The organism is Dyadobacter sp. Leaf189, assembly GCF_001424405.1.
GTDB lineage: Bacteria > Bacteroidota > Bacteroidia > Cytophagales > Spirosomataceae > Dyadobacter.
Genome location: NZ_LMPS01000001.1, coordinates 224,656 through 249,057 on the forward strand (window position 1 = coordinate 224,656; position 24,402 = coordinate 249,057).

Sequence of the window (24,402 nt, forward strand, 5' to 3'; positions counted from 1 at the left end):
ATAAATGCAGGGATTAAATGTTTAATTGTCAGCAAATATGAGTTAGCGCAAAAGCAACCCGGTGGGACACCCTTATCACGTTCCCAACGTGATTTGCGCTGTAACGCAACATGATGTTTCGTTACAAACCGGCCAAATATGCCCTGGAAGATCAGGAAGAGTGTTTTTTGATACTTTGGGAAAGTTGCAATTGCCCGTAGGTAAAAAATGTAATTTTTTTTGAACAGTTTTCTTGATGACAATCATTTTGCGCCAAAGCAGTAAAATGTATATCTTGTTTATTCTTATGCAAGACATGTTTCCGTAGTGCAAAAACTCCGTTTTATGCCCTCCGTAAACGAGTCTTGCCAGAGGGTCTAACCCCCTGGACCCCCGCTTAAAACTTAAAAAAAATATAGATGGCGAGACCCAAGAAGGCTGAGAAAGATCGGCGCAAGCATCCACGCAGCACACGTTACAGCGACACAGAATTGGCATTGCTGGAGCAGAGAGCTGCTGCTGCCGGGATGGATACAGCGGAATTTTTGCGCGAGATTTCCTTAAAGCGAAATTTTACGTCTCGCCCACCATTAGCTGATGCGCAGTTTTTACTTTATATCAGGGGAGAGGTAGGCCGTACAAGCAACAATCTGAATCAACTTATTGAGCAGCTAAAATCGGATAACTCGGCGACGACAATTCAGGCTGTACAAGCTAATTTAGCACAGTCGGAGGAGATCAATAACGAGGTTTTGAAATTGTTGCGGGCTGATTATTTGGAGAAAAACAGGAGAAGTGATAATAAAAATTGAAGATATGATTGTAGAGTTCCCAAATGATCAAACTAAGCGACCTGTGTTAATATACGTAGGGATTCAGATCTGATCGTTGAATTTCAACTGTTATAACGCCAAGCCTTTTTGCTTCTTCTTCAAGCCAATTAAGAGCTTCAGCATTGTTTTGCCGACTTGAGAGCCATGGGCGGTTTACAAATTCGTAATTATAATGCACCGCTCTATTATAGTTCTCATAAGTTTGCGGAATATCGTTTTTTGTAAACCAGAGATCAAGCCATCTATGAATGAAATCCCATAGGAACGGATCATGTCGGTTATCATTACATGACTTAATTTTACCAAGTTTTGAATGCTTTGTAATTTTCATATTAGTTATAATATCACAAATTTATTTAGTGTCAACAAAAATGTTCAACCAATTACCTTGACATGGAAACATGGGATGAAATGGTTAAGCGCCATACTGGCGAGCGAAAATCTATGGAAGACCTTCACAACGGTGAAAGAAGGGATGCTGAGAGAGCTGGCGAAAGTGAGATGTTCTTAAAGATGCTCGAAAGCCAGCAGAAGTATGCTGTTGATGCTATTCATACGCGGCAAGTAGGGCAAGCAAAAGACCATCCTGATTGGGAGAAAGGACTAGAAAATGGTCCTTCGATGGATCTGTATATAACCGAACAAGAAAAGGTGCAGATGGAGTTAAACGACATAGCTCAATGGACTAGAGAAATGCGAGCTTCGAAGGAGGTTATTAATCTTGGAGAGAGCAATGCTGAATTGCCGAAACAAACTCGAATTAAGGATTGGACTATGATGGATGAACTTCAGGCATTGATGGAAAAAATAAAGCCAAAAGGTCAGGATTTAGAGCCTTAATAACAACACTGTAAATGGAGACGTACGAAGAAATGGTAACTCGACACCAAAAAGAAGTGAGCGAGTTGTCAAATTTGTCTGGTTTGACCGAGGAGAGGCGAGCTTACCGCGAGGCTATGTTGATGTCAGATCATCAGGCGGAACTGGATGCTTATCCTAATCATCCCATGTTTGATGCGCCGGTAGAAACGCCGGAAGAAGAAGAGCAAAGATTAAATGCGATGCTGAGTGATGAAGCCTACGAGCAGCATTTGCGTGAAGAAAAAGAAAAACATGAACAGGCAATAGTCCAGTCAACTACCAAGTTGCAGTCAATAATGGAAGAATTGCATGGCCTAACAAACAGCAAGAAACCAAAAGGTCCTGAATTATAAGCAAGACATGGTCATTCGCGGCAAAAGCAGAGGGAATGGTAAACAATTGGCGGATTATCTGCTGGCTAAACGGGATAACGATGAACAGCCAGAAGTTTTGCAATTCCGTGGTTTTGCAGATGGCGATCCCGTTGCTTCATTGATAAATACGTCCCTGGACGTTGCACTTATTAGCAAATCAACTAAGCCATTTTATCATTGCATTATAAACCCTCGCAAAAACGAGGCTTTAAACATGTCTAAAGAGGATTGGGAGCAAGCCGCCAATATCCTTGAAAAGTGGTTGCAGTTTGATGGTTTGCCACGGCTGGCTGTCCTGCATACAAAAAACGGACGCAGCCACCTACATGTCGTTTGGTCACGGTTCGATTATCAAAACTCCAAACTTCGATCTGATAAATACAACTTTTACAAACACAACTCCGCCCGTGCTGATTTGGAAATTAAGTTTGATCACAAGCGAACAGCCTTAAAACGGAATAAGGATTTAGAGCCTTGGCACAAAGAGCAACTAACGCGTCTATGGCAGCAAGCTGAAAATGCAGCGGAATTCATCGTAGGTGCAAAAGCTTCCGGATATGAAATAGGGCAGGGCCTTGATAGACGACCATACCGCGCTATTACGCCAGATGGTAAAAGCATAGATTTGGTTCGTAATCTTAAGGGTTACAATAAGAGAGATCTTGAAACCAGGTTTAATGGCTATACTCTTCCGACAGAGGCGGCAGCCTTGAAACTACACCACCACAGATTCGGAACATCAATTGAGACAATATTGGATAGAGATCAAAGTAATAACGTCTTTGAAGACTTGCAAAAGCAATTAGATGCACAGGAGCAAATACGAAGGGATCATGGGATAGAGCACTAGATTGTGTTTAAATTCCTATAGTTAGTAAAATGTTCTTATTTTGTTCTTGCTTTTTAGGAAAAAAATCATAATCCTTATAGGCATGACTCACACTTACATCCCTCATTGCCAAGCGATTCCCTTGATTGTTTCCAAAGTCTCTGCTGGCTTTCCATCACCAGCAGATGATTATTTGGACAGCAGTTTAAACATACATGAATTCTTAGTTTCAAAACCCGCAGCAACTTTTTTGGTGAGAGCTACAGGCAAGTCTATGACCGGAATTGGCATTCATGACGGTGATGTACTCGTTGTTGATAAATCTGCGAAAGCCGTTGACGGTAGCGTTATCATTGCATGTATTGAAGGTGAATGCCTTGTTAAACGACTGCGGATTGGCCCAAGAGCGGTTTGGCTCGAAGCGGCACATCCTCATTATCCGCCAATAGACATTGGCGAACACTTGGACTTTGCTGTTTGGGGGGTCGTCGTGGGCGTTGTTCGCAAACATCAGGAGAACGGTCGTGTTTGCACTGATTGACGGGAACAACTTTTACGCCTCTTGCGAACGGGTTTTTAATCCTATGCTCGAAGGAAAGCCAATCGTTGTGCTATCAAATAACGATGGATGTGTTGTAGCAAGAAGCAGTGAAGCAAAGGCGCTTGGAATTCCGATGGGTATTCCAGTACACGAAGTTAAATCCATAATTTCAAAATACGATGTAGACGTTTTTTCCAGTAACTACACTCTTTATGGTGATATGTCTGCCAGAATGATGCAGACCTTAGCCGAGTTTTCACCTGAGATTGAGATCTATTCAATTGACGAGTGTTTTTTGGGGTTATCTGGCTTTGACCGCTTCGACCTCGCAGAATATGGATTAATGATCAGAAACACTGTTAAGCAGAATGTTGGGATACCCTGCGGCGTTGGCATGGGGATTACAAAGACGCTTGCGAAAATTGCTAATAAGGTTGCGAAAAAATATTCTCAGTATGGTGGTGTTTTTATTATTGATAGTCCTGAGAAAAGAATTGAGGTCCTTAAAACGACTGGGGTAGACGAAATTTGGGGGATCGGTGATAAGTTTGAAGCAAAACTGAGAGCTGTTGGAATTCAAACTGCTTATGATCTGTCTATTGTAGGAAAGGATTGGGCTCAAAGAAATCTGGGCGGTATTGTTGGAGTTCGATTAATCCATGAGCTTAACGGCCTCTCTTGTTTGCCTCTTGAACTAATACAAGAACCGAAAAAGAATATTGCTGCCACCAGAGCTTTCGGGAAAGTAGTAACTTCGAAAGATGAGCTTGCAGAAGCCTTATCTGTCTATATTGCGCGCGGAGCGGCTAAGCTTAGGTTGGAAGGTTCCGTTGCAAAACAAATATCTTATTTCATTCACAGCAATCCATTTAGCAAAACTTATCCGTACTTCTCGGCTGGTGAGTCAATCACGCTGCCAGTGGCTACAAGTGATACGGTCCGGCTGACGGGTGTCGTTTTGAAATCTCTTGAAAAGAAGTATCGCTCAGGGATTAGGTATCATAAGGCAGGGATTATGCTTTCATTTTTGAGGCTTGAGGGTTCAGTTCAAGGTGATTTGTTTTGCTATGGGGACACAGAGCGAACGAAAGCACTAATGCAGACAATTGACAATCTTAATAACCGCTACGGACGGGATACATTAGTATTAGGTAGTGCCGGCTTTAAGAGGAATTGGGGCACTAGGATTAATAACCGATCACCACAGTATACAACCTCTTGGACTGACCTTATGCCGGTTTACTAACCTTAAATAGTAGAATTGAAGATGTGGCATGTCAGTTGGGCACAGTAGATAACTTTTTAAGCTCTTGATAAGATAATAGTCAATATTGACAAAGACTGCATCGCCATACTACTTACAATAGAGGTTAGCAGACTAGTTCACCATCAAGGCAACGGGTAATACTTTGATGGTGTTGTTACGTAGTAGTGTAGTTGTTTTGTATAATGGTTAAAAGTTGTATTTATCCGGAAGCACTTACTGGCAAATATCTTTCCGAGGGGAATGGTAAATGTCCAGAATATAGATTATGTTAAAATATAAATTTCTTATTTGTCAAAGCTGTTATATGTTCTAATATGAACCAGCAGCTTAAATAAGATATTAAATTCAGTGAATAAAATTGATGAAAAACTGTTCGTTTCCAATTATAGATATTTTTGCAGGACCGGGAGGACTAGGAGAGGGATTCTCTTCATTACACACTTTAAAAGGTGTTCCAGCTTTCAAAACTTTGGTTTCGATAGAGCGCGAAACAAATGCACATAAAACGTTACTACTGAGACATTTCTTCAGGCTGTTCAAAAGAAATCAAGTGCCTAATGAGTACTATGATTATATATCTGGAAAAATTAAATTGGAAGAACTAAAGAGCAAATACCCACTACAATGGGATGAAGCGTCGAGCTCTGCACTCCAAATTTCTCTAGGCAATGAAACACACAAGGAAGTTGAAAAAATAATAAAATCTCGTTTAGGTAATACAAAAAAATGGGTGCTTGTAGGCGGACCACCATGCCAGGCTTATTCCCTCGTCGGTCGTTCAAGAATGATGGGTAGTCCTGAGTTTGAGAAAGACGAACGTCATTTTCTTTACCAGGAATATTTAAAAATAATCATTGATCACAAACCTCCAGTTTTTGTAATGGAGAATGTCAAGGGCCTTTTGTCAGCAAAGGTAAAAGGTGAGCCGGTCATAAAAAGGATTATAAAAGATTTAAGTAACCCAACGAAAGCATTAGAAGGCAAAAATAATGGTCTTAGTTACCGCTTATATTCACTTAGCGAAGCTGGTGAAGTAAATAAAGATATTGACCCCTCATCTTTTATTGTTCGAGCTGAAGAGTATGGAGTTCCTCAGGCAAGACACAGAATGTTTATAGTTGGAATACGTTCTGACATAAGTATTACACCCGATGTATTGCAAAAAACTAAAGCCCCAACTGTTAAACAGATCATTGGGGGAATGCCTCGTTTACGAAGCGGGTTATCGGCGAGAGAAGATGACACTGAATCGTGGAAGAAACTAGTCAGTAAGGTCATGGGTAAATCTTGGTACCGTAATATAGAAAAGCGCGATTCAGATTTTTCCGATCTGCTGAAACATTACATTGCAGATCCAGATCGTCTTCCAAGTTATAGAAGTTCTCAAAAATATACTCCTCCAAGAGTTATGCGCGATTGGTATGTAGATGAAAAATTAAAAAGTCTTGTTTCCCACGAGTCGAGGGCTCATATGGATAGCGATATTCATCGTTATTTCTTCGCAGCAGCGTATGCAGAAATTATGAACGTATCTCCTAAAATTGTTGATTTTCCTGACGAGCTTCTTCCAAATCATAGAAATATTCAAGACGCAAAGATTGGAAAAATGTTTTCTGATCGGTTTAGGGTTCAAGTTGCTAATCGCTATTCAACAACAATCACTTCGCACATTTCGAAAGATGGTCACTATTTTATACATTATGATCCTTCCCAGTCTCGAAGCTTAACTGTAAGAGAAGCAGCAAGGTTGCAAACCTTTCCGGATAATTATCATTTCGAAGGGAATCGAACTGCTCAGTATCATCAAGTTGGGAATGCTGTTCCACCATACTTGGCTATGCAAATCGCCGATGTAATAAAAAATGTTTTGAATATGATCCCTGATTGTGATGGATAGTTTATCCCCTGAAAAACGAAGCTGGAATATGTCTCAGATCAGGTCGAAAGATACAAAGCCTGAAATTACCGTGAGAAAGGTTTTGCATTCTTTGGGGTTGAGGTTTCGCCTTGGGCGTACGGATATTCCGGGTAAGCCTGATATTGTGCTTCCAAAGTATAAAACTGCTATTTATGTTCATGGATGCTTCTGGCATCGACATAACGGGTGTAAATACGCTTATACACCTAAATCAAAAATGGATTTTTGGAATGGCAAATTCGCTGCTAATATCAAGCGGGATAACGAAATCTCTGAGAAAATAAAATCCACGCAGTGGGTACAATTGATTATTTGGGAGTGTGATACTCGTGATAAAGACAGGCTGACAAAGATTTTAAAGGAATATTTCTATGATACAAAAGAGTGAGCCGGTTTCCGAAGATCCAGAAGGAATAGACGATCCTGAAGGAACATATGATGTAACGCAGCCCGAACCTTCGGCACTTATAGAATCTCTTCGAGCGTTTGGGTATAGTCTTGAAACGGCCATTGCAGATCTTGTGGATAATAGTATTGCTGCAAAAGCAAAAAATGTTTGGATTCGTTTTGAATGGAAAGGTAGTGACTCCTATATAAGTCTCAAAGATGATGGAGAAGGTATGACTGAGTCTTCAATAATTTCTGCTATGAGACCTGGCAGTCAAAGTCCTCTTAAAGAGCGATCATTAAAAGATCTTGGCAGGTTTGGTCTGGGCCTAAAAACCGCGTCGTTTTCTCAATGTCGTCGTTTAACCGTAGTATCAAAAGTCAATAATGGAGAAATCGTAAAACGCTGCTGGGATCTTGACTACGTAAAAATTAAAAAAGAATGGCGGCTGTTAAAATTGATTGAGCCGGAACCACTTACGGTTATAAATGATACCATTTCCGTCCAAGGGACTATCGTTATTTGGGAAAAGATGGATCGAGTTAGTGGGAATCATAGAGCTGATGATGAAAAAGCATATAAACGTTTCTTAGAAGGTGCTGAAAAAGTAAAACAGCACCTTGAGATGGTTTTTCATCGATTCCTAGATTATCCAAACTCACTTAAAATATGGATTAACGGTCGTATGATTACCTCTTGGGATCCCTTCATGAAATCAGAGAGGGCTACACAAGAGTTACCTGTTGAAAAACTTTTATGTGATGGAAAAAATTTAGTCATAACTCCATATGTTTTACCTCATCAATCAAAGGTTTCGACTGAATCACATAAGATTGGTTCGGGGCCACGAGGGTGGAATGCTCAGCAGGGTTTTTACGTCTATCGAAATGAGCGATTGTTAGTAGGTGGGGACTGGTTAAGTCTCGGTTTTCAAAAAGAGGAGCATTATAAACTTGCTCGTATTCAAGTTGACTTACCTAATTCAATGGATGGAGAATGGCAGATTGATGTAAAAAAATCGCGTGCTAAAATTCCGGGGTATTTGAAGAGCGATTTTAAGAGAATAGCGGTTCTTACACGTAACAATGCAGTCGATATTTACAGGCATCGTGGTAAAGTTGTTTCGCGAAAACATGCGCAAGATTTTGTATTTATGTGGGAGCAAAAGACTAGACATGGTAAGTTTTTTTACTCTATAAATCGTGAACATCCGTTGGTTCAGCAGGCTTATAAAAATGGTGTTAAAATAGATCTTGATGCGCTATTCAGCATTCTAGAGGAATCAATTCCAGTTTCTCACATTTTGGTTACTAATGTTGGCGAGCCGGACAAATTTAGCACCCCATTCGAAAATGCACCTCCCGAAATACTCCAAAGCGTCTTGTTGAGTAGTTTTTCCGCTCTGCTAAATACTGGAGTTGAAGAAGGAGAAGCCAAACGAAGGTTACTTGCGATGGATCCATTCAGCTTGTTTCCCGATGTTGTTGAAGTTTGCTTAAATGAATTTTTAAAGGACAAGAAATGATTAGTTTATACGAAGAAGTAAAAAAGCATGTGATAATATCCTTACGCGATAAACATGGTGCCAGTACTGAGCAAATAAAACAGCACATCACTGCCGTTTTACAAATGCAGCGCTCACTAGGTCGTAATGATGAGGTAAATGAAGATGGCCTTTTCCGAGATATTCAAGCTCATGTTAATACTTGGCAAGCGGAAGCTTCAGTTTTAAGAGATCCAAAACATATTAGATGGGTAACTGACCGAAAACTTACCATTCAATGGGACTTTTGGAAACGCTACCGCCAATATTTGGAAGAAGAAAAGGGAAGATCGTCTATAGTTACTGCGAGGTTGGACAAGATTACAGATGATATCCTAAGCGATATCGGAAATCCGGCTCAATCTGGGCAATGGGATCGAAGAGGAATGGTAGTAGGAGAAGTGCAATCAGGAAAAACAGCTAATTATACAGGGTTAATATGTAAGGCCGTTGATGCTGGCTATAAACTGATTATCGTTTTAGCTGGAATGACGAACGATCTTAGAAGTCAAACTCAGGCGCGTCTTGATGCCGAGTTTTTGGGATTTGAAAGTGAAGTAGGTAAGTTACATAACAACGGCAGCCGTATTGGCGTAGGACTGATTGATGCACCAGGGCAGCTGATTGCTCATCCACTGACTTATAGTTCAAAAGACGGTGATTTTCTTGCCAACAAGGCAACAAATTTACAGTTGGGTGGAAGCCCGCTACTGCTTGTTGTCAAGAAAAATGCGGCCGTTTTAAAGCGTATACTTACTTGGGTTGAAAGCCAGGGAAAGATCCACCCGGCAACAGGAAAAAGAATTCTTGATGGAGTGCCTTTATTGCTCTTAGACGATGAAGCTGATAATGCATCGGTCAATACAAAAAAGGAAGATGAAGATCCTACCCAAATTAACAAGGCTATTCGTCTGATATTAAATGCCTTTCAACAAAGATCTTATGTTGGCTACACAGCAACGCCGTTTGCGAATATATTCATTCTTCCAGACACAGAAGATAAGTCTAAATATGGCGACGATCTTTTTCCAAGAGGATTTATCTATTCAATTACTCCCCCAACTAATTACATTGGACCTGCACAGCTTTTTGGTCTGTCTGAGGATCTTGAGGGTGGAAATGAAATTAAAGAAGGCCTTCCACTTACCCGGAGTGCAATAGATGCAGAAGTGGTATTTCCTCAGGCACATAAGAAAGATCTTCAAGTAAATAATCTACCGGAGACGTTAATCTGTGCGATTCAATCATTCGTGATAAGTTGCGCTGCACGTCGGGTGCGAGGACAAAAGGATGTTGACAACTCAATGCTGATTCACGTGACGCGATTTAACATGGTTCAGCGTCAAGTAATGGAATTGGTTAGTAATGAGCTTGTTAATATGTTCCGAACTATTGAATACAATACCGGGATGCAGGCTGTAAAACTTTTTGAAGATCTCGAAAATCTCTGGATCGAAGATTACCTACCCACGATAAATGCTGTTGGTAAAGAAAACAATGATCCTCAATTAATTCCTATTGAATGGGAAGATGTTCGCAATGAACTATTAAATGCTATTTCCAAAATTGAAGTAAGAGGGATTAATGGAGACGTTGGGGGTGCTCTGGATTACGCTAATCATCCTAATGGACTTAATGTTATTGCTGTGGGTGGCGATAAGTTATCACGGGGTTTAACACTTGAAGGCCTATCTGTTAGTTACTATATTCGTCCATCCAAGAACTATGACACACTTCTTCAAATGGGCAGATGGTTCGGCTATCGACCCGGGTATGCAGATCTATGTCGACTTTATTCAACTGATGATATTATCGGATGGTATGAGCATATTGCTGTTGCAAATGAAGAACTGCGGCGAGAGTTTAATTTTATGGAACTAAGTCGCCGTACCCCTGAAGATTATGGTTTAAAAGTTAGAACGCACCCTGCGGGTCTCAGTGTAACAGCTGCCAATAAAATCCGTCACGGTAACCGAATGAGGGTGTCGTTTTCAGGGCATCTTTCTCAAACAACTATTTTTCAGAAGATAAATAATGTCTACCAGAATAACTTCAATATAACTGAGAGCTGGATAAAATCTTTATCTGAACCTGCAAGAAGAGAAAACAAGGGAGTAACGTGGACGAATGTAGCAGCAGCTCAAATTATCAAATTTTTAGAAAATTACTCATCACATCCACTGTCGCGTCAAACTGAGAGCGATCTGCTTATAAAATATATTAGGAAGCTTTACGCTCAAGGAGAGCTTGTGAACTGGACTGTGGGTTTAATTTCAAACAGCACTAAGAGAGAAGTAGATAAGGTAGACATTGGAGGTTATAGAGTTGGGCTGCTTCAGCGTACAGACGATACGCCTAATGACAAAGATCTCTATATGTTGAAAAGATCCAACATTCTTAGCCCGGGAGATGAGATGCTGGACCTTACCGAGGAGCAGTCGAGAATTGCACTGGAAGCAAATATCGCAGCGTGGAAAGCAGGCGAAGCTAGAGGCAAGAATGAACCCAAACGTCCAAGTGGCCCTTTCATCCGGAATATACGGGAACCACAAAATGCGTTACTACTTTTATACCCACTTGAAAACCCATTACAGAATGAAGAGCCTTCAGTAGAAACTCCAGTAATAGGTTTCGCAATCAGCTTTCCGAAGAGTAATCTTGGTGAAGCCAGTGCGATTGAATACCAGGTAAATACAAAGTATTGGAGAGATCGCTATGGGGAGGAGGATGAAGATGAAGCTTGACGATTTATGGTCGGAGCTTGAGGCTGAGGCTCGCCAGATAACTGAGGATGGAATCTTAAAGCGCTTACTTAATTCCAATTCTGCATGCACCATGTATGCAGGCGTTCAAAGGCCATCTCTTAATCGGCTTTTTTTAATGCAGGCGCCTCGTATACTGTTTCCGTCAAAAGAGCACATGCCTGAACTTCGTGGTTTTGACTTAAACGTTCACGTAACAGGGGAAGAACCGGAAACTCATGCTACAATCATTCTCAGTGCGAATGACCCTGTATTTAATGAAGTATTTTCTGTCATGCTAGTAAATCTTTATGAAAGCTTGCAGTCATGTTCAAGCGAACGACAAGCCATGCACACTTTTCTTCAAAAATTAGGACAATGGCGGGAATTTTTTGAGAGGAACAGTATCAATGGATTAAGTGAAATGGCACAAAGAGGGTTGTATGGCGAGCTTTATTTTCTGAAAAAATTTATTCTTACAAAAGAAGACTATTTTATTTCGGGAATTTTGGGATGGACGGGCTCGAAAAACAGACAGCACGATTTTCAGTTTGGGGACATCGCACTGGAAGTTAAAACGTGCATTACTAAACAGCATCAAAAAATGCAGATCGCGAATGAACAGCAGTTAGATGAAACTCTCGTAGCATATCTGTATTTATTCCATCTGTCACTGTCTGTCATTGAAAGTCATGTAAATACCTTGCCTGCCATTATCACGGATATACGTGAGATGATACAATCAGTTTATGGTGCGTTATCTCATTTTGAATCTGCCTTAATGGAAAGAGGGTATCTTGATATTCACAACGATCTATATCTGCCGAGAGGGTATGCTGTCAGGGAAGAAAACATTTTTAGAGTAGTTGACGGTTTCCCACGTCTCACAGAAAGAGATTTGCCAATAGGTGTAGGCGATCTTTCATATTCAATTAGTGTGGCGGAATGTAAAAAATTTACAGCGCCATTCGATGAAGTTATAGAACATATACGCAGGAATACGAAATGAGTGATCAGGATCAGCTTAATAACTTCTCAGACCAACTCTTACAGGAAGTTATCGCATCATCAGACAGTGAAGAACATGGTGAATTTCGTGTAAACGAATTTACACGCCTGGTTTCAGAATCTCTAATAGAGGCCGGAGAAATTGATGATATTAATGTTTGTTATTATAAATCTCGAGGCATGCATGTAAATGGCTATAATGTTAGTCAGGATGATACTTGCCTTGATATCTTCATTTCTGTTTTCAATCAACAGTGCCCTCCCGTAACTGTTACAAAAACACAGACCGAAACCGCGTTTCGACAAGCGGAAGGTATGCTTAAAAAGGCGCTGGGGGGACATTATACATCATTGGAGGAATCCTCAGAAGTATATGATATGTTCCTCAGAATACATGGTCTCCGTGACGAACTTGTACAAATTAGGATTTATCTCCTTACTGATGGTATTGTGAATGCAGGTACTTATGTGCCTGAAAGCACCTCAGGAATTACAGCTTCTTTCCACGTATGGGATATAGAAAGACTATATCGTTTCGTCAGTTCAGGAAGAAAGTTTGAAACTATTGAAATAAACTTCGAAGACGAATTTGGCACTACAATTCCATGTTTATCAATGGTCGATCCGCATTCTGACTATCAAGGTTACTTGGCAGTTATTCCTGGTGAGATACTTGCAGGAATTTATGAAAAATACGGCCCTAGACTTCTGGAACGAAATGTTCGTTCGTTTTTGCAGGCCAGAGGCAACGTTAATAAGGGAATCCGAAAAACCATTCTTGAAGAGCCTCATAGATTTTTTGCATACAACAACGGAATATCTGGTACCGCGGACGAAATTGAGTTTGCAGATAACAGTGAGAGTCATGCTCAAATTAGAAAAATTAGAAATCTGCAGATTGTTAACGGTGGACAGACTACTGCATCACTTTACCATACGGCAAAAAAGGACAAAACGGATCTCAAAGGAATTTATGTTCAAGCGAAATTATCTGTTATACCTTTCGAACAGATAGACGAGATTGTTCCTCTAATTTCTCGTTATGCTAACAGCCAGAATAAAGTTAATGATGCTGATTTTGATGCGAATGACCCATTCCATGTCAAAGTGGAAGAGTTTTCTCGGATTGTTTGGGCTCCTGCCATTGATGGCACGAATAGGCAGACAAGGTGGTTTTATGAACGAGCAAGAGGGCAGTATCTTGACGCTAAAAATCGAGAGTTAACGCCAGCCAAAAAGCGCCAATTTGAAGCCACAGCTCCAAACAAACAAAAGTTTACTAAGACGGATTTAGCAAAGTATGAAAATACTTGGATGCAACTCCCGCATATTGTCAGTTTGGGTGCGCAGAAATGTTTTACTCATTTTTCCCTGCATCTAAGGGAGCGAGGTCATGTTAACGTTGATGTTACATATTTTGAGCATCTTATTGCTAAGGCTATATTGTTTAAGAAAGCCGAAAAGGTCATAAGTGATCAAAAATTTGGAGGTTATCGGGCCAATATTGTGACATATACTATTGCATGGCTGTCTCACTATACATCTCAGCTCATTGATTTTGATAAAATTTGGCGTGAGCAGAATATTTCCATCATTCTTCAGGAAGCAATTAAGACCATTTCAATAGAAATACATAAAGCGATCGTCAATCCGCCTAACGCCAGAAATATAACTGAATGGTGCAAGCGAAAAGAATGTTGGGATCTTATAAAACAGCTAAGTGTAGAACTGCCTGTTAAGTTAGATGCAGAATTGATCAACTTGGATCTTGGTAGTAATCTGGTACAAGATAAAGGTATTGATGCTCCTAATAAAGAAGATCAAGCGCTAATATTGCATGTGTCTGGTGTTAAATCAGAAACGTGGTTTGAGATATCAAAATGGGCTAAAGAGACAAGTAATCTTCAAGCTTGGCAACGTAGTTTATCGTTTTCAATCGGCAAGATTTTGGCCAAGTCAGGAAACCTAAGTTACAAGCAAGCTAAACATGGCATTGCTATATTGGAGGAGATAACTAAGTTAGGATTTAAAATTGACTGAACGATTACATCATTGTTTAAATGCCAAAAAACTTGATTTTTTCGTTACAGGGTTTTAAACAAATCCATAAAACTATTTTTTTTCTTTACTAGTTGTCTTGAGCTCACTTCTTTTACAGCATTGAATTTCATGTATGCTGAAAAAGGTTCAGTGTAAAAAGATAACTCGTCCGTATGCTCGTAAATTCCCAAGTCAAATTGCTTTCTGATATTGTTTACCTGTCCATGATAAGAGTTTATACGGTTAGCAAGATAGGCGGTATCATCCCTTAATTCACTGTCAAACGTTATAAGTGTATCAATGTTGATAACAGTTAGAGGTCTTACATTAGATACTTCTAACCCGTTGACTTTCAGTTCCGCTAGGCGACGATTAAAGTCTTTTTGAAGATAATTATTAAACCCGGGAATTTCAAAATCACTTCTGGCAGTAACGAGAATTGGAAATATACTGAGCTTTCTTCTGTTATAGCCAGTATCAAAATGTTTTGGATTTGCTGCAGGATCAATAATTGCTTTAATGTTATTGATTATTTGCTTTAAACCGGCATCTTGGAAGAAAAGACTTTGTAAAGTATTTTCAATATCAGAAAAATTATTAGATGATTTAATTACTCCGGAAACCAAATTATCCTTATTTTCAAATAGAAATATATTGTTTCTATTTCTTACGTAGAAATCAGGCTCTCCTATGTAGTTAAGTTTGTCTCTGATAACTGTACCTGGAAGTTTTACAGTGAAATTCCTATGAAAGATCCTATCTAATGTTTTATAAAGAAGGGTATTTTCTGAGAACTCTGACGTATATATTCTTCTGAATTGACCAAGTAGATATCTTTTTATTTGATCATCTGGTCTTGGGTTGATTATCTGCTCTTCTGGCGTTTTAAGCTCTAGGTAAATGTCTCGAAATTCAAAATACAAGCTATTGTACAACCGTTGTGCGACGAATAATGGCTCCACTGCTAAATATGAACCGTCAGTATCCTTATACAGTGGATTTGCTCGAAGTGTGGCAAAGTCAGGCAAAGACTCTAATGTTGCATCGAAGCTGACAAACTGGTTGAGAAAATTTACTATCCTTACATTATCATCGTTATTCTGTACCCCAATTCTTACCGGAAAAGTTTCGTCTAGGTTTGGATTTGGGCTGATAATAGGTAGGACAAGAGGCAAATACAGGTTTATATAATCTTTGACTGTATCGCACTGGTATTTCTGCAGAAATAATCTTATTAAATTTGGCTCGGCTTTGGCAATGAAGTTAAAAAGCAATAATGCCTTTTTAAACTGAGTTAAAAATACGTCTGCAAGCCAATGTTTGCTCGAACGATTCGTCAATTCAAACTGAGCTAGCCCTTTTGCAAGTACCATCGCAGTAATTTTCTCATAAGCGGGATTTATCCCAGTAACACTTGTTTTTAGAGTCTCATCCAGGATATTTTCATCTCTATTAAATAGCAGGATAAGTTTAAACAGGTCCTGAGTGTTATTATTACCTACTAAATCCTCATCATTATCTTCTTTATTGTAAAAAGTGAACTCGTATAATTTCAGCAATGAGACTTTGTTAAGAATGGACCAATCCCAATGTGCTGTTGTTGGTTCATTTCTTAATCTAGCTTCAAATTGACTTAGAGAAGCTGCGACTTCATTTCTGAATTCTCTATCCTGAGTTGGATGGAATAAGTAATTCAATATTTCATGCGGGCTTTTATCTAAATTTGAATAGTTTGCTATATAAATACATGCCTCTAAAACATACTTTTTTGGCAATCTTCGGAGACAATTCTCTTTTGTGTCATTTTCGCTTACTTCGAAGATGTCGTTGAATTGAAGGAGATAACTGAAGTGCATCGTTTTCTTCTGTGAAGTTGAATTGCTAAGTTGGGAAGTTTCTCGTAAATGGCAATCAATTTATGATCAGTTTTTTAATGTGAGCTATTTCAGTGCTAAAAGTCTAATTCATCAATTTAAATATGATTTGTATGGCTGGTTTCTAAGGTGCCTGCATCCTTCACACTTATAACGTCTTCACCGATTTCAGTTCTTTTAGGGAACGCCAACCGAAATTATAGCTTATACAGCATTAACAGTGACTGGGGGCATAACTGGGGGGCGTTCAGATGAAGACTCAGTTTTAACGATCGTGAATTCAATCGCTTAGGAAGAAAATTGCGATTCGACATCTAAATCGTATATGCATGACATAGTAAGTGCCGACGCGGTTAACACGGTCATCCTTCCTGGGACTTATCTTGAGTTTCAGGAAGCAATTCGATGAAGTTCCGGCTGATAACGAAATGGATCTAGTAAGATAGGATTTAGCGACAATCACATTAACGGTCTCTGCCAAGATATCATTTATAACGGACTGGAATGAACTGCTAATAGTGAAGGCAGGATGTGGTTTAATTGCGATTCATTATTTATTTTAGCTTGTAATTAGCTGATATTTAGGCCTATGAAACGACTACCAAAACTTATTGCCGGTGTCGATATCTCAAAGCACACCTTAGATATAGCTCTGATTTCCGAGCGAAATGAAACGCTATCATATCATATTGCGAACTCAGTGGAGGATTTCCGCAACTTCGTGAAAGGACTAAAAACCCAGTTTAAGCTGAGAAATGCAGATCTGGCTTTCTGTGCCGAGAACATGGGTCTTTATGCCAAGTTCATGACGGACGTACTTCTCAAAATGCATATTCCAATTTATCTGGAGTCACCATTGCAGATCAAACGTTCGTTAGGACTTCAAAGAGGAAAGACTGACAAAAAGGATGCAATACGAATTGCTGACTATGCAAGAAAAAATTTCCCTACCCTCCGCGAATGGACACCTCCTCGACCCTGTATCATTGAGATGCAAAATCTCCTTACCATAAGGAAGCGCCTGTTGAAAGTGAAGATGATCTTGAAGGGTAACCTCAAGATGGAGCGCTACTATCTTGATTCGGTCGCCGCCGACAATCTCGCAGCTCATAGCGTCCGAAGCGTGGATGCAGTTACGCAGGATATTTTAGATGTTGAAAGACGTTTAATAGCGATTGTTAAATCCGATGAACGGCTCAGTCACTTGTTTGACTTGACAACCTCGGTGCGAGGGATCGGCAATGTTATCGGAATTCAGATAATTATACATACCAACGAGTTTAAGGATTTTTCCACCGCACGAAAATTTGCAAGCTTTTGCGGCGTAGCGCCATTTCCTTGGTCATCGGGGATAAGTGTATTAGGAAGAACAAAAGTATCGTTCTACGCCAATAAGGAGCTGAAAGCCTTACTTCATATGGCGGCGATGCTAAACATCAAAAAAACGGATAGCTCGTTGGCGATCTATTATCAGAGAAAAGTAAAAGAAGGCAAAAACAAGATGAGCATCATAAATGCCCTTCGTAATAAACTGATCCATCGGATTTTTTCATGCGTTATCCATGATAAAAAATATGAAGATTGGCCGACATTAAGCGGCCTTTCCCAAAGAATTGCTAGCAAACTGTAAAGGCTGGTTGCCTATCAGATGTCACAGCTTACCTTCGGGAGCAATGATGATGTGATGTGCCTTGAGAAGGACTAGAACGTTTCTACTGATGGTCTTGGCAATTGCTAGTTGCGGGCCGCTTAACATTAAGCTCATTTGATCTACCTAATTTCAAAATGGTTTCTAAACGTAAAGACGGCTAATGCCTATGAAACAGCAATACAAGTTAAGCGGCTTTGCCCAAAGAAATTACTAGCAATCGTTTGAGGCTTTTATGCCTATCAGATGTACAAGCGTACTTTTGGCAGCATTAATGGCAATATTTACCGGCCGAGCATCCAGGGACAACCTATTCTAAGTATTGGACATATTGTTTTGCGGCCGCTTAATTTTCAACATTTATTTTATGCCGACCGATATTAAGCGGCCTAGTCACTGAGGAATTTCTAATGCGCGTTTGAGGCTTCGAGCCTAAGGAAAGTACAAGTCTACCCTCAGGCGCAACGATGAAGTGATGCACCCTAGCCAGAATTAGGCATTACCTGGTTTGAGTTTTGGTGGTTACGGAGTTGCAGGCCGCTTAACAAACATATCTTTTTCACAATAATTAGTCCGTCCAGATCAGATTGTGGCGCAACGGATAAGTTGCACCACAATCTGAGATTTGATACACTGTCTGTACGGACGTTAGGTGTAATTGGGGGCATAGTTGGGGGCACTCAGAGAGATAATCCGTATAATTGACAATGAACTCAATCACTTACAAGGAAAAATGCGATGCGACATCCGGCACCACTCTTTTTTTTACTGACATTATTTGTTCTTACCAGAACGCGAAAAATTCAATTTTCGCAGCAGTTTAACGCTAAACTGACCTTATCAATATATTCCTATCATTCACCCATACTAACACAAAGTGGGGGCATGATTGGGGGCATGAAACTTGTAGCAATGCAGCAGATTTCTAGCTTCGCGAATCAGGGAGGTCGATAATAATGTTATCCAATCTAACCTGTCAGTCAGCAAAACCAAAAACAAAGCCGTACAAAATTTCAGATGGTGAAGGCCTATATCTGGAAGTCACTCCACACGGCACAAAATTTTGGCGATTAAAATACAGGCTTCACGGAAAAGAAAGGCGGATATCGATTGGCGCCTATCCTTCTGTTTCAGTTGCGGAAGCCCGTAATGCGAAAGAAGTAATCAAGAAGGACATACGCGACGGTATTGATCCTGTCTCTAAGCGTTTGCAAACAGCTCAAATGCAGGCTTTGACTGCACAACTCGATTTCAAATCGATGGCCATAGAATGGCATTCAAAGCAAACTTCTCTATGGAAACCAACACACGCCGCGATCGTCAAGCACCGTCTTGAAAAATACGTATTCCCTTCTTTGGCTAAATTTCCGCTTGCAGATATCAAGCCGCTGATAATGCTGAGCTGCCTGCAAAAAATAGAAAAGACTGCTCCCGATCTTTCGCGCCGAATGAAAGCGTTGTGCGGTCACATCTTTAAATACGCCATTGCGACAGGTCGTGCAGATAGTGATCCGACCTACGGGTTAGAGGCGGCCATGCGAAAATTTAAGCGAGGGCACTACGCCTCTATTTCTGTTGATGAGTTTCCTGAATTTCTAGCCTGTCTCAACAACTACGAAAGTAAGGTACACCGTCAAACCTTCATAGCTCTTAAATTACTACTTCTAACGTTTGTCCGTACGTGCGAACTTGTAGAAGCAAAATGGAACGAAATCGATTTTGATAAAGCCATGTGGGTTATACCTGCCGAGCGTATGAAAATGAAGCTTCCGCATGTTGTGCCGCTATCACGACAGGCGTTAGCTATGTTTGGCGAATTAAAGATCTTGCATTCAAATAATGAGTTCATTTTTCCGGGGTACTACGATACCGGGACACATATGTCTAAGAATACCATGCTGGTTGCCATTAAACGAATGGGTTACAGCGGAAAAATGACAGGACATGGATTCCGTTCATTAGCGCTCGGAATACTAAAGGAGAAGCTGGGATATGCGCACGATATTGCAGATCGACAGTTAGCACACGTCCCTAAAAATAGTATTGATCGTGCTTATGATCGAGCAAAATTTTTGCCGCAACGTGTAAGAATGATGCAGGATTATGCAGATTACATTGACCATAGCTAAGCAATCCGACTATCGCGCAATCAATAAGTTAGGCGTGAACTTCTCAACCGTTCTTTAGACGATAAACATTGTTTATTTTACAAAAAAACCAGTGTTAACCCAACGTTTCGGAAGCTGTCACCGCCAGAAGCTCATATTACGCTGCTATAAGAGAATAACAATGAAACGGTCACCCTTAAAGGTCATATTTTTTTATCATGGTTTCTAACCGACTCACATGCGGACTAATCTGTTGTTGAACAGGAGTTGCATATCCGACCTGTGTATGATGCGCAGGATCAGCAAAACTAATTGTGTCTTTCAACCCTGCATGTTCTTGTTGTGTTGTTCCTGGGATGGATTGAAAAAGTGCAAGTAATGGTTTAGCTGATGAGGTGTCCAGCGTGGACGGCACTGGTGCTGAATTAACTTTCTCATACAAACGGCGTATTAGTGCTTCTGCCAGTACTCTAATGCGATCCACTGCAAACTTCCTATTATCCTCGTTTCCTTTCATCGCATCTTTTATTTGGGAGAGCTTTTGAGCCATCTCAACTTGTTCTGTCAAAATAGGTCCCGTCTGCTCATACTTTTCAAAATGATAGACTCTAGTGGAACGGTGCTGATTGAGGGCATTAAGGCGCTCACTTATTTTCTTGGCATGGGATAAGATTATGACTTGCTTGTTATGGTCATCCAAAAGGTGAGGTACAATGTCGCTCATAAAGGATTCGGCATGAGCATCATCCATCGATTGGACAGGATCATCTAGAACTATAAAGCCAAACGGCGACACATTGCTATTTGCTCGCATCAAGAAAGTCGCCAATCCAAGACAATTGAGCTGACACTCGCTTAGCATCGAAGCTGCGTGCATAATTTTACCAAAACTGGATGCATGTAATTTAAGATTATCATTTCCTGGCTCCATTTTATGAAAGCCGACTTGCGCTCCAATATTTAGGCGATCATATAAATCTTTGACAATTGTGCCACGTTCATCCAAAAGTGATGTTTGCTCAGCCAGGATTTTACTCTCAACTTGACGAATTATATTCTGAGTATCGACGAGCAATTGGTTGTATCGAGTTATGAGTTTTATATAATTTATATTTTTTAGGCTCTTTCCAACAGAATCTATTTTGGCAATCTCTGTGTCTGATGCAATTATCTCCTGGAGTACAAGGTCAAATTGTAACCATGAGTTGATATAAGTTTTGTATGCGGTATTTACAGTTGAAGATGTAGTTTCGAACTGCAAGTTGAAGCTATTCAAGCTTTCAACCACTGTTAATACCCTCTGCGGGTCGGTGACTGCAACAGCTAAATCTGTGAGTGAATTTGTTATTTGTTCGAGTAAAGAATTTATTGTTGATTTTGCATTAACCCAATCATCATGAACTATTAGGAAATCCTGTAAAGCCAGTGATTGGCTTGGGAATAACGATACTAGCTTTGTTCTTTCATCAGGTGTTAGACCATTAATGCCAAGCCGTCCTATGTCGGATATAAGTCGTGTAGTTAAAGTAGATAAGCTGGAAATTGAAGAATTTAGTGCGGAATGTGCTGCAGTAGCCTCAGAAGATGCTTTGATCCTTCCATTTAATTCTTCCTGTTTAGACTTTGTCAGAGTATCTTGTTCACAAAGAGGACAGATTTCATCACTTGCAAAGCCTAGTCCCATTCGCCAAAAATTAAGTAGAGCAATATTGAAGGCTTTGACGCTCGCTTTCAAAACTTCTTGTATTTTGCCAATGGTATTTAGTAGCTCGACTTGCAGTTTACTAGCAGTGTCCCTGTACTGGCTAAAAGACTGCTCGTAATTTTGCAGTGGTTTTACAGTACTTGTATTAAGGACATTGTTTGCAATCGACTGACGTTTTGTTCGCAATGCAATTAAAGCGTTTTCAACATCAGGAGATTGTGTTTTTGACAAAGCGTTTGCGGCGGCCAACAGCGTTTTAATGTCAGTTGTAGATGATACCTGCATTGGACTCTGCTGCCATCGCTTGGCAAGATCTCTCGTTTCGTCAATTTGAGCTAAGCCACTAACAAAACCAGACAGTTCCTTGCGAGCTAAGATTACAGTATTCGGCGGTGTTCGCTGTAGTGACGATCTCGCACTTTCCAATGAACTCTTGAGATCAACTAATTCATCTAGTCCAAGCGCTGCGCAAACTGCATCTCTTCGATCCTTTGGACTTGAATGAATGATTGATTGTAGTCCATTTTGAGCAATGATAGGGTAGACCGCTTCAACCGGTGATAAACCGATGGAAGCAAACAGTGCTGGAATTCCGTCTACAAAGGTTATACTTGTTTCATTGGCTTCAAGTTTGCGCCTCAGCTTATAATCATTGCCTTGATAACTGACAGTTGCTTCAACATAGACATCGTCAATTGCATGAACATTCTTATAACTATCGGCGTGCTCTCTTTTACTATTTTTATCCCCTCGTTCACGTCTTTTTGTTGAACCATAGAAAAGCCATTCAATGGCCTCAGATATGCTCGTTTTGCCAAAGCCATTTGGTCCAAAAAAAAGTAGCAGATCTCCGTCGAAATTTATTGGTGAGGAACTTGATCCAAAACCTCGAAAATTGTGGATGCTAAGTTCACGAAGCCGCATCTGTGTCATTCTCGGTTAGTGATTTCTCCATTACTTCTCTTAATAAAGTTGGATAATCAGACTGGGAAAACGATTTGTCTCGCAATGAGTCAGCAAACCTCTCAAAAAGTAACTTAGATAATGGCGTTGATGCACTGGCAACAAGTTCGTCAATATAGGGTAAGGGTTTCATTTACTTCCAGGAGGTTAATAAGGTTGCATGTTACCAATATTCGGTCGAAATGCAAAGGTGATTTGATTATTCGGTGACTTTAGAGGCTTTTTCTTGGAAATAGGCAAAAATTTGAACTGAGGCCTCAAAGAGATTGCGCCTATTGTTTGTTATTAATCCTTCTTAACGTTTATCGTTTTCTGTTGGTAATAGGAATATATTCAGTGTATGATGTATATATTCCTATTAAGGGTTTTATGGGGTCACAACCGACAGGAGAATACAATGATCAAAACGCACTTAATCGAAACTTTGCTTGATCGAAAAGCAGCAGCACGCTACTTGGCCGTTTCACCAGGGACACTCGCCGTTTGGGATTGCACTAAACGCTACGATTTAAAGCCGATCAAAGTAGGGCGAGCCGTCCGTTATCGAAAGTCCGATTTGGATAAATTCTTAGACGATCGCTTGGTTCGCTAACCAACTCTGCGTTTCAAACAGCTACATTTTTAGGAGAATGACATGAACATCGATCATGCCAAAGCCATCTCTATGCCTGAAATTCTAGCGAGGCTAGACAGGCATCCGAGACGGATCAGTAGTGATAAGGCACTATATCTCTCACCACTCCGCAAGGAAAAGACACCGAGTTTTTGGGTCTATCTTAAAACTAATCGCTGGTACGACTACGGAGAGGCTGCTGGGGGAGATTTAATCGATTTTGTGCGCCTCTATCTGAAAGCCAACAAGGAGGACTATACAACCCCAGATGCATTACGCTGGATTAAAAATATGGCGACGAATGATATAATTATTCGGCCAATTCAGTTTCTGGATAAGCATGAAATCACCGATCCACAACTTGTCGTCAAATCGGCTAAACCGATCGAACATTTGGCGTTGATCCGATACTTAGGTCAGCGGAAAATTGACCTCAATCTTGCCAAGGAGCGTCTCCAAGAAGTTCAGGTCGAAAACAAGTCGACCGGTAAATTTTTCTTTGCGCTTGGGTTTAAGAATGAAGATGGGGGATACGAATTACGCAACCCATTCTTTAAAGGAAGCACCAAACCAAAGACCATAACTTTTGTTAGGGGGGCTAATCCACTGTCGCAACGCATACATGTGTTTGAAGGTTTCATGGATTATCTTTCCGCCGTCAGCCGACTTGGTAAAGACTATCTGGACGGTGACAGCATCATTCTCAATTCAATTTCCTGCTTATCCAAGGCCTTCCCATACATTCGCAATTACGGCTATCGCGTCGCTTATAGCTGGATGGACAATGACAAATCAGGAACGAACGCATCACGATTGCTAGCTGAATTCTTAAATACTCAACAGGACATTCAGCATATCCGCATGAATAATCTTTATGCACCACACAAAGACGTCAATGAATGGCATGTGGCGATGTCATCACATACCAAACCAATCATTCACCGATGAGTTTTGCGTCAGTGTTAATTCTCTCCGGAATCAGGGTTTAAGTCGCTGATGATATCCAGTGCCACTCACTGCACTAACAAGAATTTTCGCCTGGCTACGCCATTCCCCGCCCAACCAAAATTCTTGCCGTTTGTTCGCTTTTGCACCGGATGATTCCATCACCGAACCCTGACACCGGAGAAAATTAGAAAACTTCGAATTCTAAACTTACCATTTTGAAT

19 protein-coding genes are annotated in these 24,402 nt (G+C 40.4%); 16 read left to right on the plus strand and 3 right to left on the minus strand.

Annotated features, from left to right (window positions below):
* Window positions 1–398: 398 nt before the first annotated feature.
* Window positions 399–791, plus strand: a complete 393-nt coding sequence (locus ASG33_RS01050) for a plasmid mobilization protein (RefSeq protein WP_056279419.1) — start codon at window positions 399–401, stop codon at window positions 789–791.
* A gap of 46 nt (window positions 792–837) precedes the next feature.
* On the opposite strand, the gene ASG33_RS01055 is transcribed toward ASG33_RS01050, so the two are convergent.
* Complete coding sequence (locus ASG33_RS01055) at window positions 838–1,143, minus strand: hypothetical protein (RefSeq protein WP_056279421.1); 306 nt, start codon at window positions 1,141–1,143, stop codon at window positions 838–840.
* A 62-nt stretch (window positions 1,144–1,205) separates the two neighbouring features.
* Between ASG33_RS01055 and ASG33_RS01060 the strand changes: the two genes are divergently transcribed.
* The 11 genes from ASG33_RS01060 to ASG33_RS01110 all read left to right on the plus strand — a co-directional run bounded on the left by ASG33_RS01060 (window position 1,206) and on the right by ASG33_RS01110 (window position 14,322).
* The gene (locus ASG33_RS01060; RefSeq protein WP_056279423.1) at window positions 1,206–1,652 is read left to right on the plus strand and encodes a hypothetical protein; all 447 of its coding nucleotides are present in this window, start codon (window positions 1,206–1,208) and stop codon (window positions 1,650–1,652) included.
* Window positions 1,653–1,666: 14 nt separating this feature from the next.
* The gene (locus ASG33_RS01065; RefSeq protein WP_056279424.1) at window positions 1,667–2,026 is read left to right on the plus strand and encodes a hypothetical protein; all 360 of its coding nucleotides are present in this window, start codon (window positions 1,667–1,669) and stop codon (window positions 2,024–2,026) included.
* 7 nt (window positions 2,027–2,033) lie between these two features.
* Window positions 2,034–2,897 carry a relaxase/mobilization nuclease domain-containing protein gene (locus ASG33_RS01070; protein ID WP_056279426.1) on the plus strand — a complete coding sequence of 288 codons (864 nt, stop codon included), beginning with the start codon at window positions 2,034–2,036 and terminating at the stop codon, window positions 2,895–2,897.
* 82 nt (window positions 2,898–2,979) lie between these two features.
* On the plus strand, window positions 2,980–3,417 hold the full coding sequence (locus tag ASG33_RS01075; protein WP_056279428.1) for a LexA family transcriptional regulator: 438 nt from the start codon (window positions 2,980–2,982) through the stop codon (window positions 3,415–3,417).
* Window positions 3,418–3,460: 43 nt separating this feature from the next.
* Complete coding sequence (locus ASG33_RS01080; RefSeq protein ID WP_056279429.1) at window positions 3,461–4,663, plus strand: Y-family DNA polymerase; 1,203 nt, start codon at window positions 3,461–3,463, stop codon at window positions 4,661–4,663.
* Between the two features lie 382 nt (window positions 4,664–5,045).
* Complete coding sequence (locus ASG33_RS01085; protein WP_056279431.1) at window positions 5,046–6,581, plus strand: DNA cytosine methyltransferase; 1,536 nt, start codon at window positions 5,046–5,048, stop codon at window positions 6,579–6,581.
* A gap of 28 nt (window positions 6,582–6,609) precedes the next feature.
* Window positions 6,610–6,990: a very short patch repair endonuclease gene (locus ASG33_RS01090; RefSeq protein WP_200942710.1), complete on the plus strand. Its 381-nt coding sequence runs from the start codon at window positions 6,610–6,612 to the stop codon at window positions 6,988–6,990.
* Window positions 6,974–8,515: an ATP-binding protein gene (locus ASG33_RS01095; protein ID WP_082489053.1), complete on the plus strand. Its 1,542-nt coding sequence runs from the start codon at window positions 6,974–6,976 to the stop codon at window positions 8,513–8,515. Before ASG33_RS01090 ends, ASG33_RS01095 begins: the two co-directional genes overlap by 17 nt.
* Complete coding sequence (locus ASG33_RS01100) at window positions 8,512–11,277, plus strand: Z1 domain-containing protein (RefSeq protein ID WP_056279435.1); 2,766 nt, start codon at window positions 8,512–8,514, stop codon at window positions 11,275–11,277. The genes ASG33_RS01095 and ASG33_RS01100 overlap by 4 nt, the downstream gene beginning before the upstream one ends.
* Window positions 11,267–12,283 carry a PD-(D/E)XK motif protein gene (locus ASG33_RS01105; protein WP_162242715.1) on the plus strand — a complete coding sequence of 339 codons (1,017 nt, stop codon included), beginning with the start codon at window positions 11,267–11,269 and terminating at the stop codon, window positions 12,281–12,283. The genes ASG33_RS01100 and ASG33_RS01105 overlap by 11 nt, the downstream gene beginning before the upstream one ends.
* Window positions 12,280–14,322 (plus strand): AIPR family protein, encoded by a 2,043-nt coding sequence (locus ASG33_RS01110; protein ID WP_056279439.1) that lies wholly within the window; start codon window positions 12,280–12,282, stop codon window positions 14,320–14,322. The genes ASG33_RS01105 and ASG33_RS01110 overlap by 4 nt, the downstream gene beginning before the upstream one ends.
* Window positions 14,323–14,366: 44 nt before the next feature.
* Here ASG33_RS01110 and ASG33_RS01115 read toward each other — a convergent pair whose 3' ends face one another.
* Entirely contained in the window at window positions 14,367–16,178 is a 1,812-nt protein-coding gene (locus ASG33_RS01115; RefSeq protein ID WP_056279441.1) for a hypothetical protein, read from the minus strand.
* Between the two features lie 607 nt (window positions 16,179–16,785).
* Between ASG33_RS01115 and ASG33_RS01120 the strand changes: the two genes are divergently transcribed.
* Together ASG33_RS01120 and ASG33_RS01125 are read left to right on the plus strand one after the other, a co-directional pair.
* Entirely contained in the window at window positions 16,786–17,826 is a 1,041-nt protein-coding gene (locus ASG33_RS01120) for an IS110 family transposase (protein WP_056279443.1), read from the plus strand.
* A gap of 974 nt (window positions 17,827–18,800) precedes the next feature.
* Window positions 18,801–19,973 carry a phage integrase central domain-containing protein gene (locus tag ASG33_RS01125; protein ID WP_229238523.1) on the plus strand — a complete coding sequence of 391 codons (1,173 nt, stop codon included), beginning with the start codon at window positions 18,801–18,803 and terminating at the stop codon, window positions 19,971–19,973.
* A 175-nt stretch (window positions 19,974–20,148) separates the two neighbouring features.
* Here the strand turns inward: ASG33_RS01125 and ASG33_RS01130 are convergent, their stop codons facing one another.
* Window positions 20,149–22,581: an AAA family ATPase gene (locus tag ASG33_RS01130; RefSeq protein ID WP_162242716.1), complete on the minus strand. Its 2,433-nt coding sequence runs from the start codon at window positions 22,579–22,581 to the stop codon at window positions 20,149–20,151.
* A 436-nt stretch (window positions 22,582–23,017) separates the two neighbouring features.
* Here ASG33_RS01130 and ASG33_RS01135 point away from each other — a divergent pair, with 436 nt between their 5' ends.
* Window positions 23,018–23,212, plus strand: a complete 195-nt coding sequence (locus tag ASG33_RS01135; RefSeq protein ID WP_056283095.1) for a helix-turn-helix domain-containing protein — start codon at window positions 23,018–23,020, stop codon at window positions 23,210–23,212.
* A gap of 42 nt (window positions 23,213–23,254) precedes the next feature.
* Window positions 23,255–24,181 carry a toprim domain-containing protein gene (locus tag ASG33_RS01140; RefSeq protein WP_056279451.1) on the plus strand — a complete coding sequence of 309 codons (927 nt, stop codon included), beginning with the start codon at window positions 23,255–23,257 and terminating at the stop codon, window positions 24,179–24,181.
* Window positions 24,182–24,402: the final 221 nt, after the last annotated feature.

Bases quoted from the DNA above. Each gene is read 5' to 3' on its own strand.
- ASG33_RS01050 (WP_056279419.1), top strand. From the start codon at position 399: ATGGCGAGACCCAAGAAGGCTGAGAAAGATCGGCGCAAGCATCCACGC.
- ASG33_RS01055 (WP_056279421.1), bottom strand. From the start codon at position 1,143: ATGAAAATTACAAAGCATTCAAAACTTGGTAAAATTAAGTCATGTAAT.
- ASG33_RS01060 (WP_056279423.1), top strand. From the start codon at position 1,206: ATGGAAACATGGGATGAAATGGTTAAGCGCCATACTGGCGAGCGAAAA.
- ASG33_RS01065 (WP_056279424.1), top strand. From the start codon at position 1,667: ATGGAGACGTACGAAGAAATGGTAACTCGACACCAAAAAGAAGTGAGC.
- ASG33_RS01070 (WP_056279426.1), top strand. From the start codon at position 2,034: ATGGTCATTCGCGGCAAAAGCAGAGGGAATGGTAAACAATTGGCGGAT.
- ASG33_RS01075 (WP_056279428.1), top strand. From the start codon at position 2,980: ATGACTCACACTTACATCCCTCATTGCCAAGCGATTCCCTTGATTGTT.
- ASG33_RS01080 (WP_056279429.1), top strand. From the start codon at position 3,461: ATGCTCGAAGGAAAGCCAATCGTTGTGCTATCAAATAACGATGGATGT.
- ASG33_RS01085 (WP_056279431.1), top strand. From the start codon at position 5,046: ATGAAAAACTGTTCGTTTCCAATTATAGATATTTTTGCAGGACCGGGA.
- ASG33_RS01090 (WP_200942710.1), top strand. From the start codon at position 6,610: ATGTCTCAGATCAGGTCGAAAGATACAAAGCCTGAAATTACCGTGAGA.
- ASG33_RS01095 (WP_082489053.1), top strand. From the start codon at position 6,974: ATGATACAAAAGAGTGAGCCGGTTTCCGAAGATCCAGAAGGAATAGAC.
- ASG33_RS01100 (WP_056279435.1), top strand. From the start codon at position 8,512: ATGATTAGTTTATACGAAGAAGTAAAAAAGCATGTGATAATATCCTTA.
- ASG33_RS01105 (WP_162242715.1), top strand. From the start codon at position 11,267: ATGAAGCTTGACGATTTATGGTCGGAGCTTGAGGCTGAGGCTCGCCAG.
- ASG33_RS01110 (WP_056279439.1), top strand. From the start codon at position 12,280: ATGAGTGATCAGGATCAGCTTAATAACTTCTCAGACCAACTCTTACAG.
- ASG33_RS01115 (WP_056279441.1), bottom strand. From the start codon at position 16,178: ATGCACTTCAGTTATCTCCTTCAATTCAACGACATCTTCGAAGTAAGC.
- ASG33_RS01120 (WP_056279443.1), top strand. From the start codon at position 16,786: ATGAAACGACTACCAAAACTTATTGCCGGTGTCGATATCTCAAAGCAC.
- ASG33_RS01125 (WP_229238523.1), top strand. From the start codon at position 18,801: ATGTTATCCAATCTAACCTGTCAGTCAGCAAAACCAAAAACAAAGCCG.
- ASG33_RS01130 (WP_162242716.1), bottom strand. From the start codon at position 22,581: ATGCGGCTTCGTGAACTTAGCATCCACAATTTTCGAGGTTTTGGATCA.
- ASG33_RS01135 (WP_056283095.1), top strand. From the start codon at position 23,018: ATGATCAAAACGCACTTAATCGAAACTTTGCTTGATCGAAAAGCAGCA.
- ASG33_RS01140 (WP_056279451.1), top strand. From the start codon at position 23,255: ATGAACATCGATCATGCCAAAGCCATCTCTATGCCTGAAATTCTAGCG.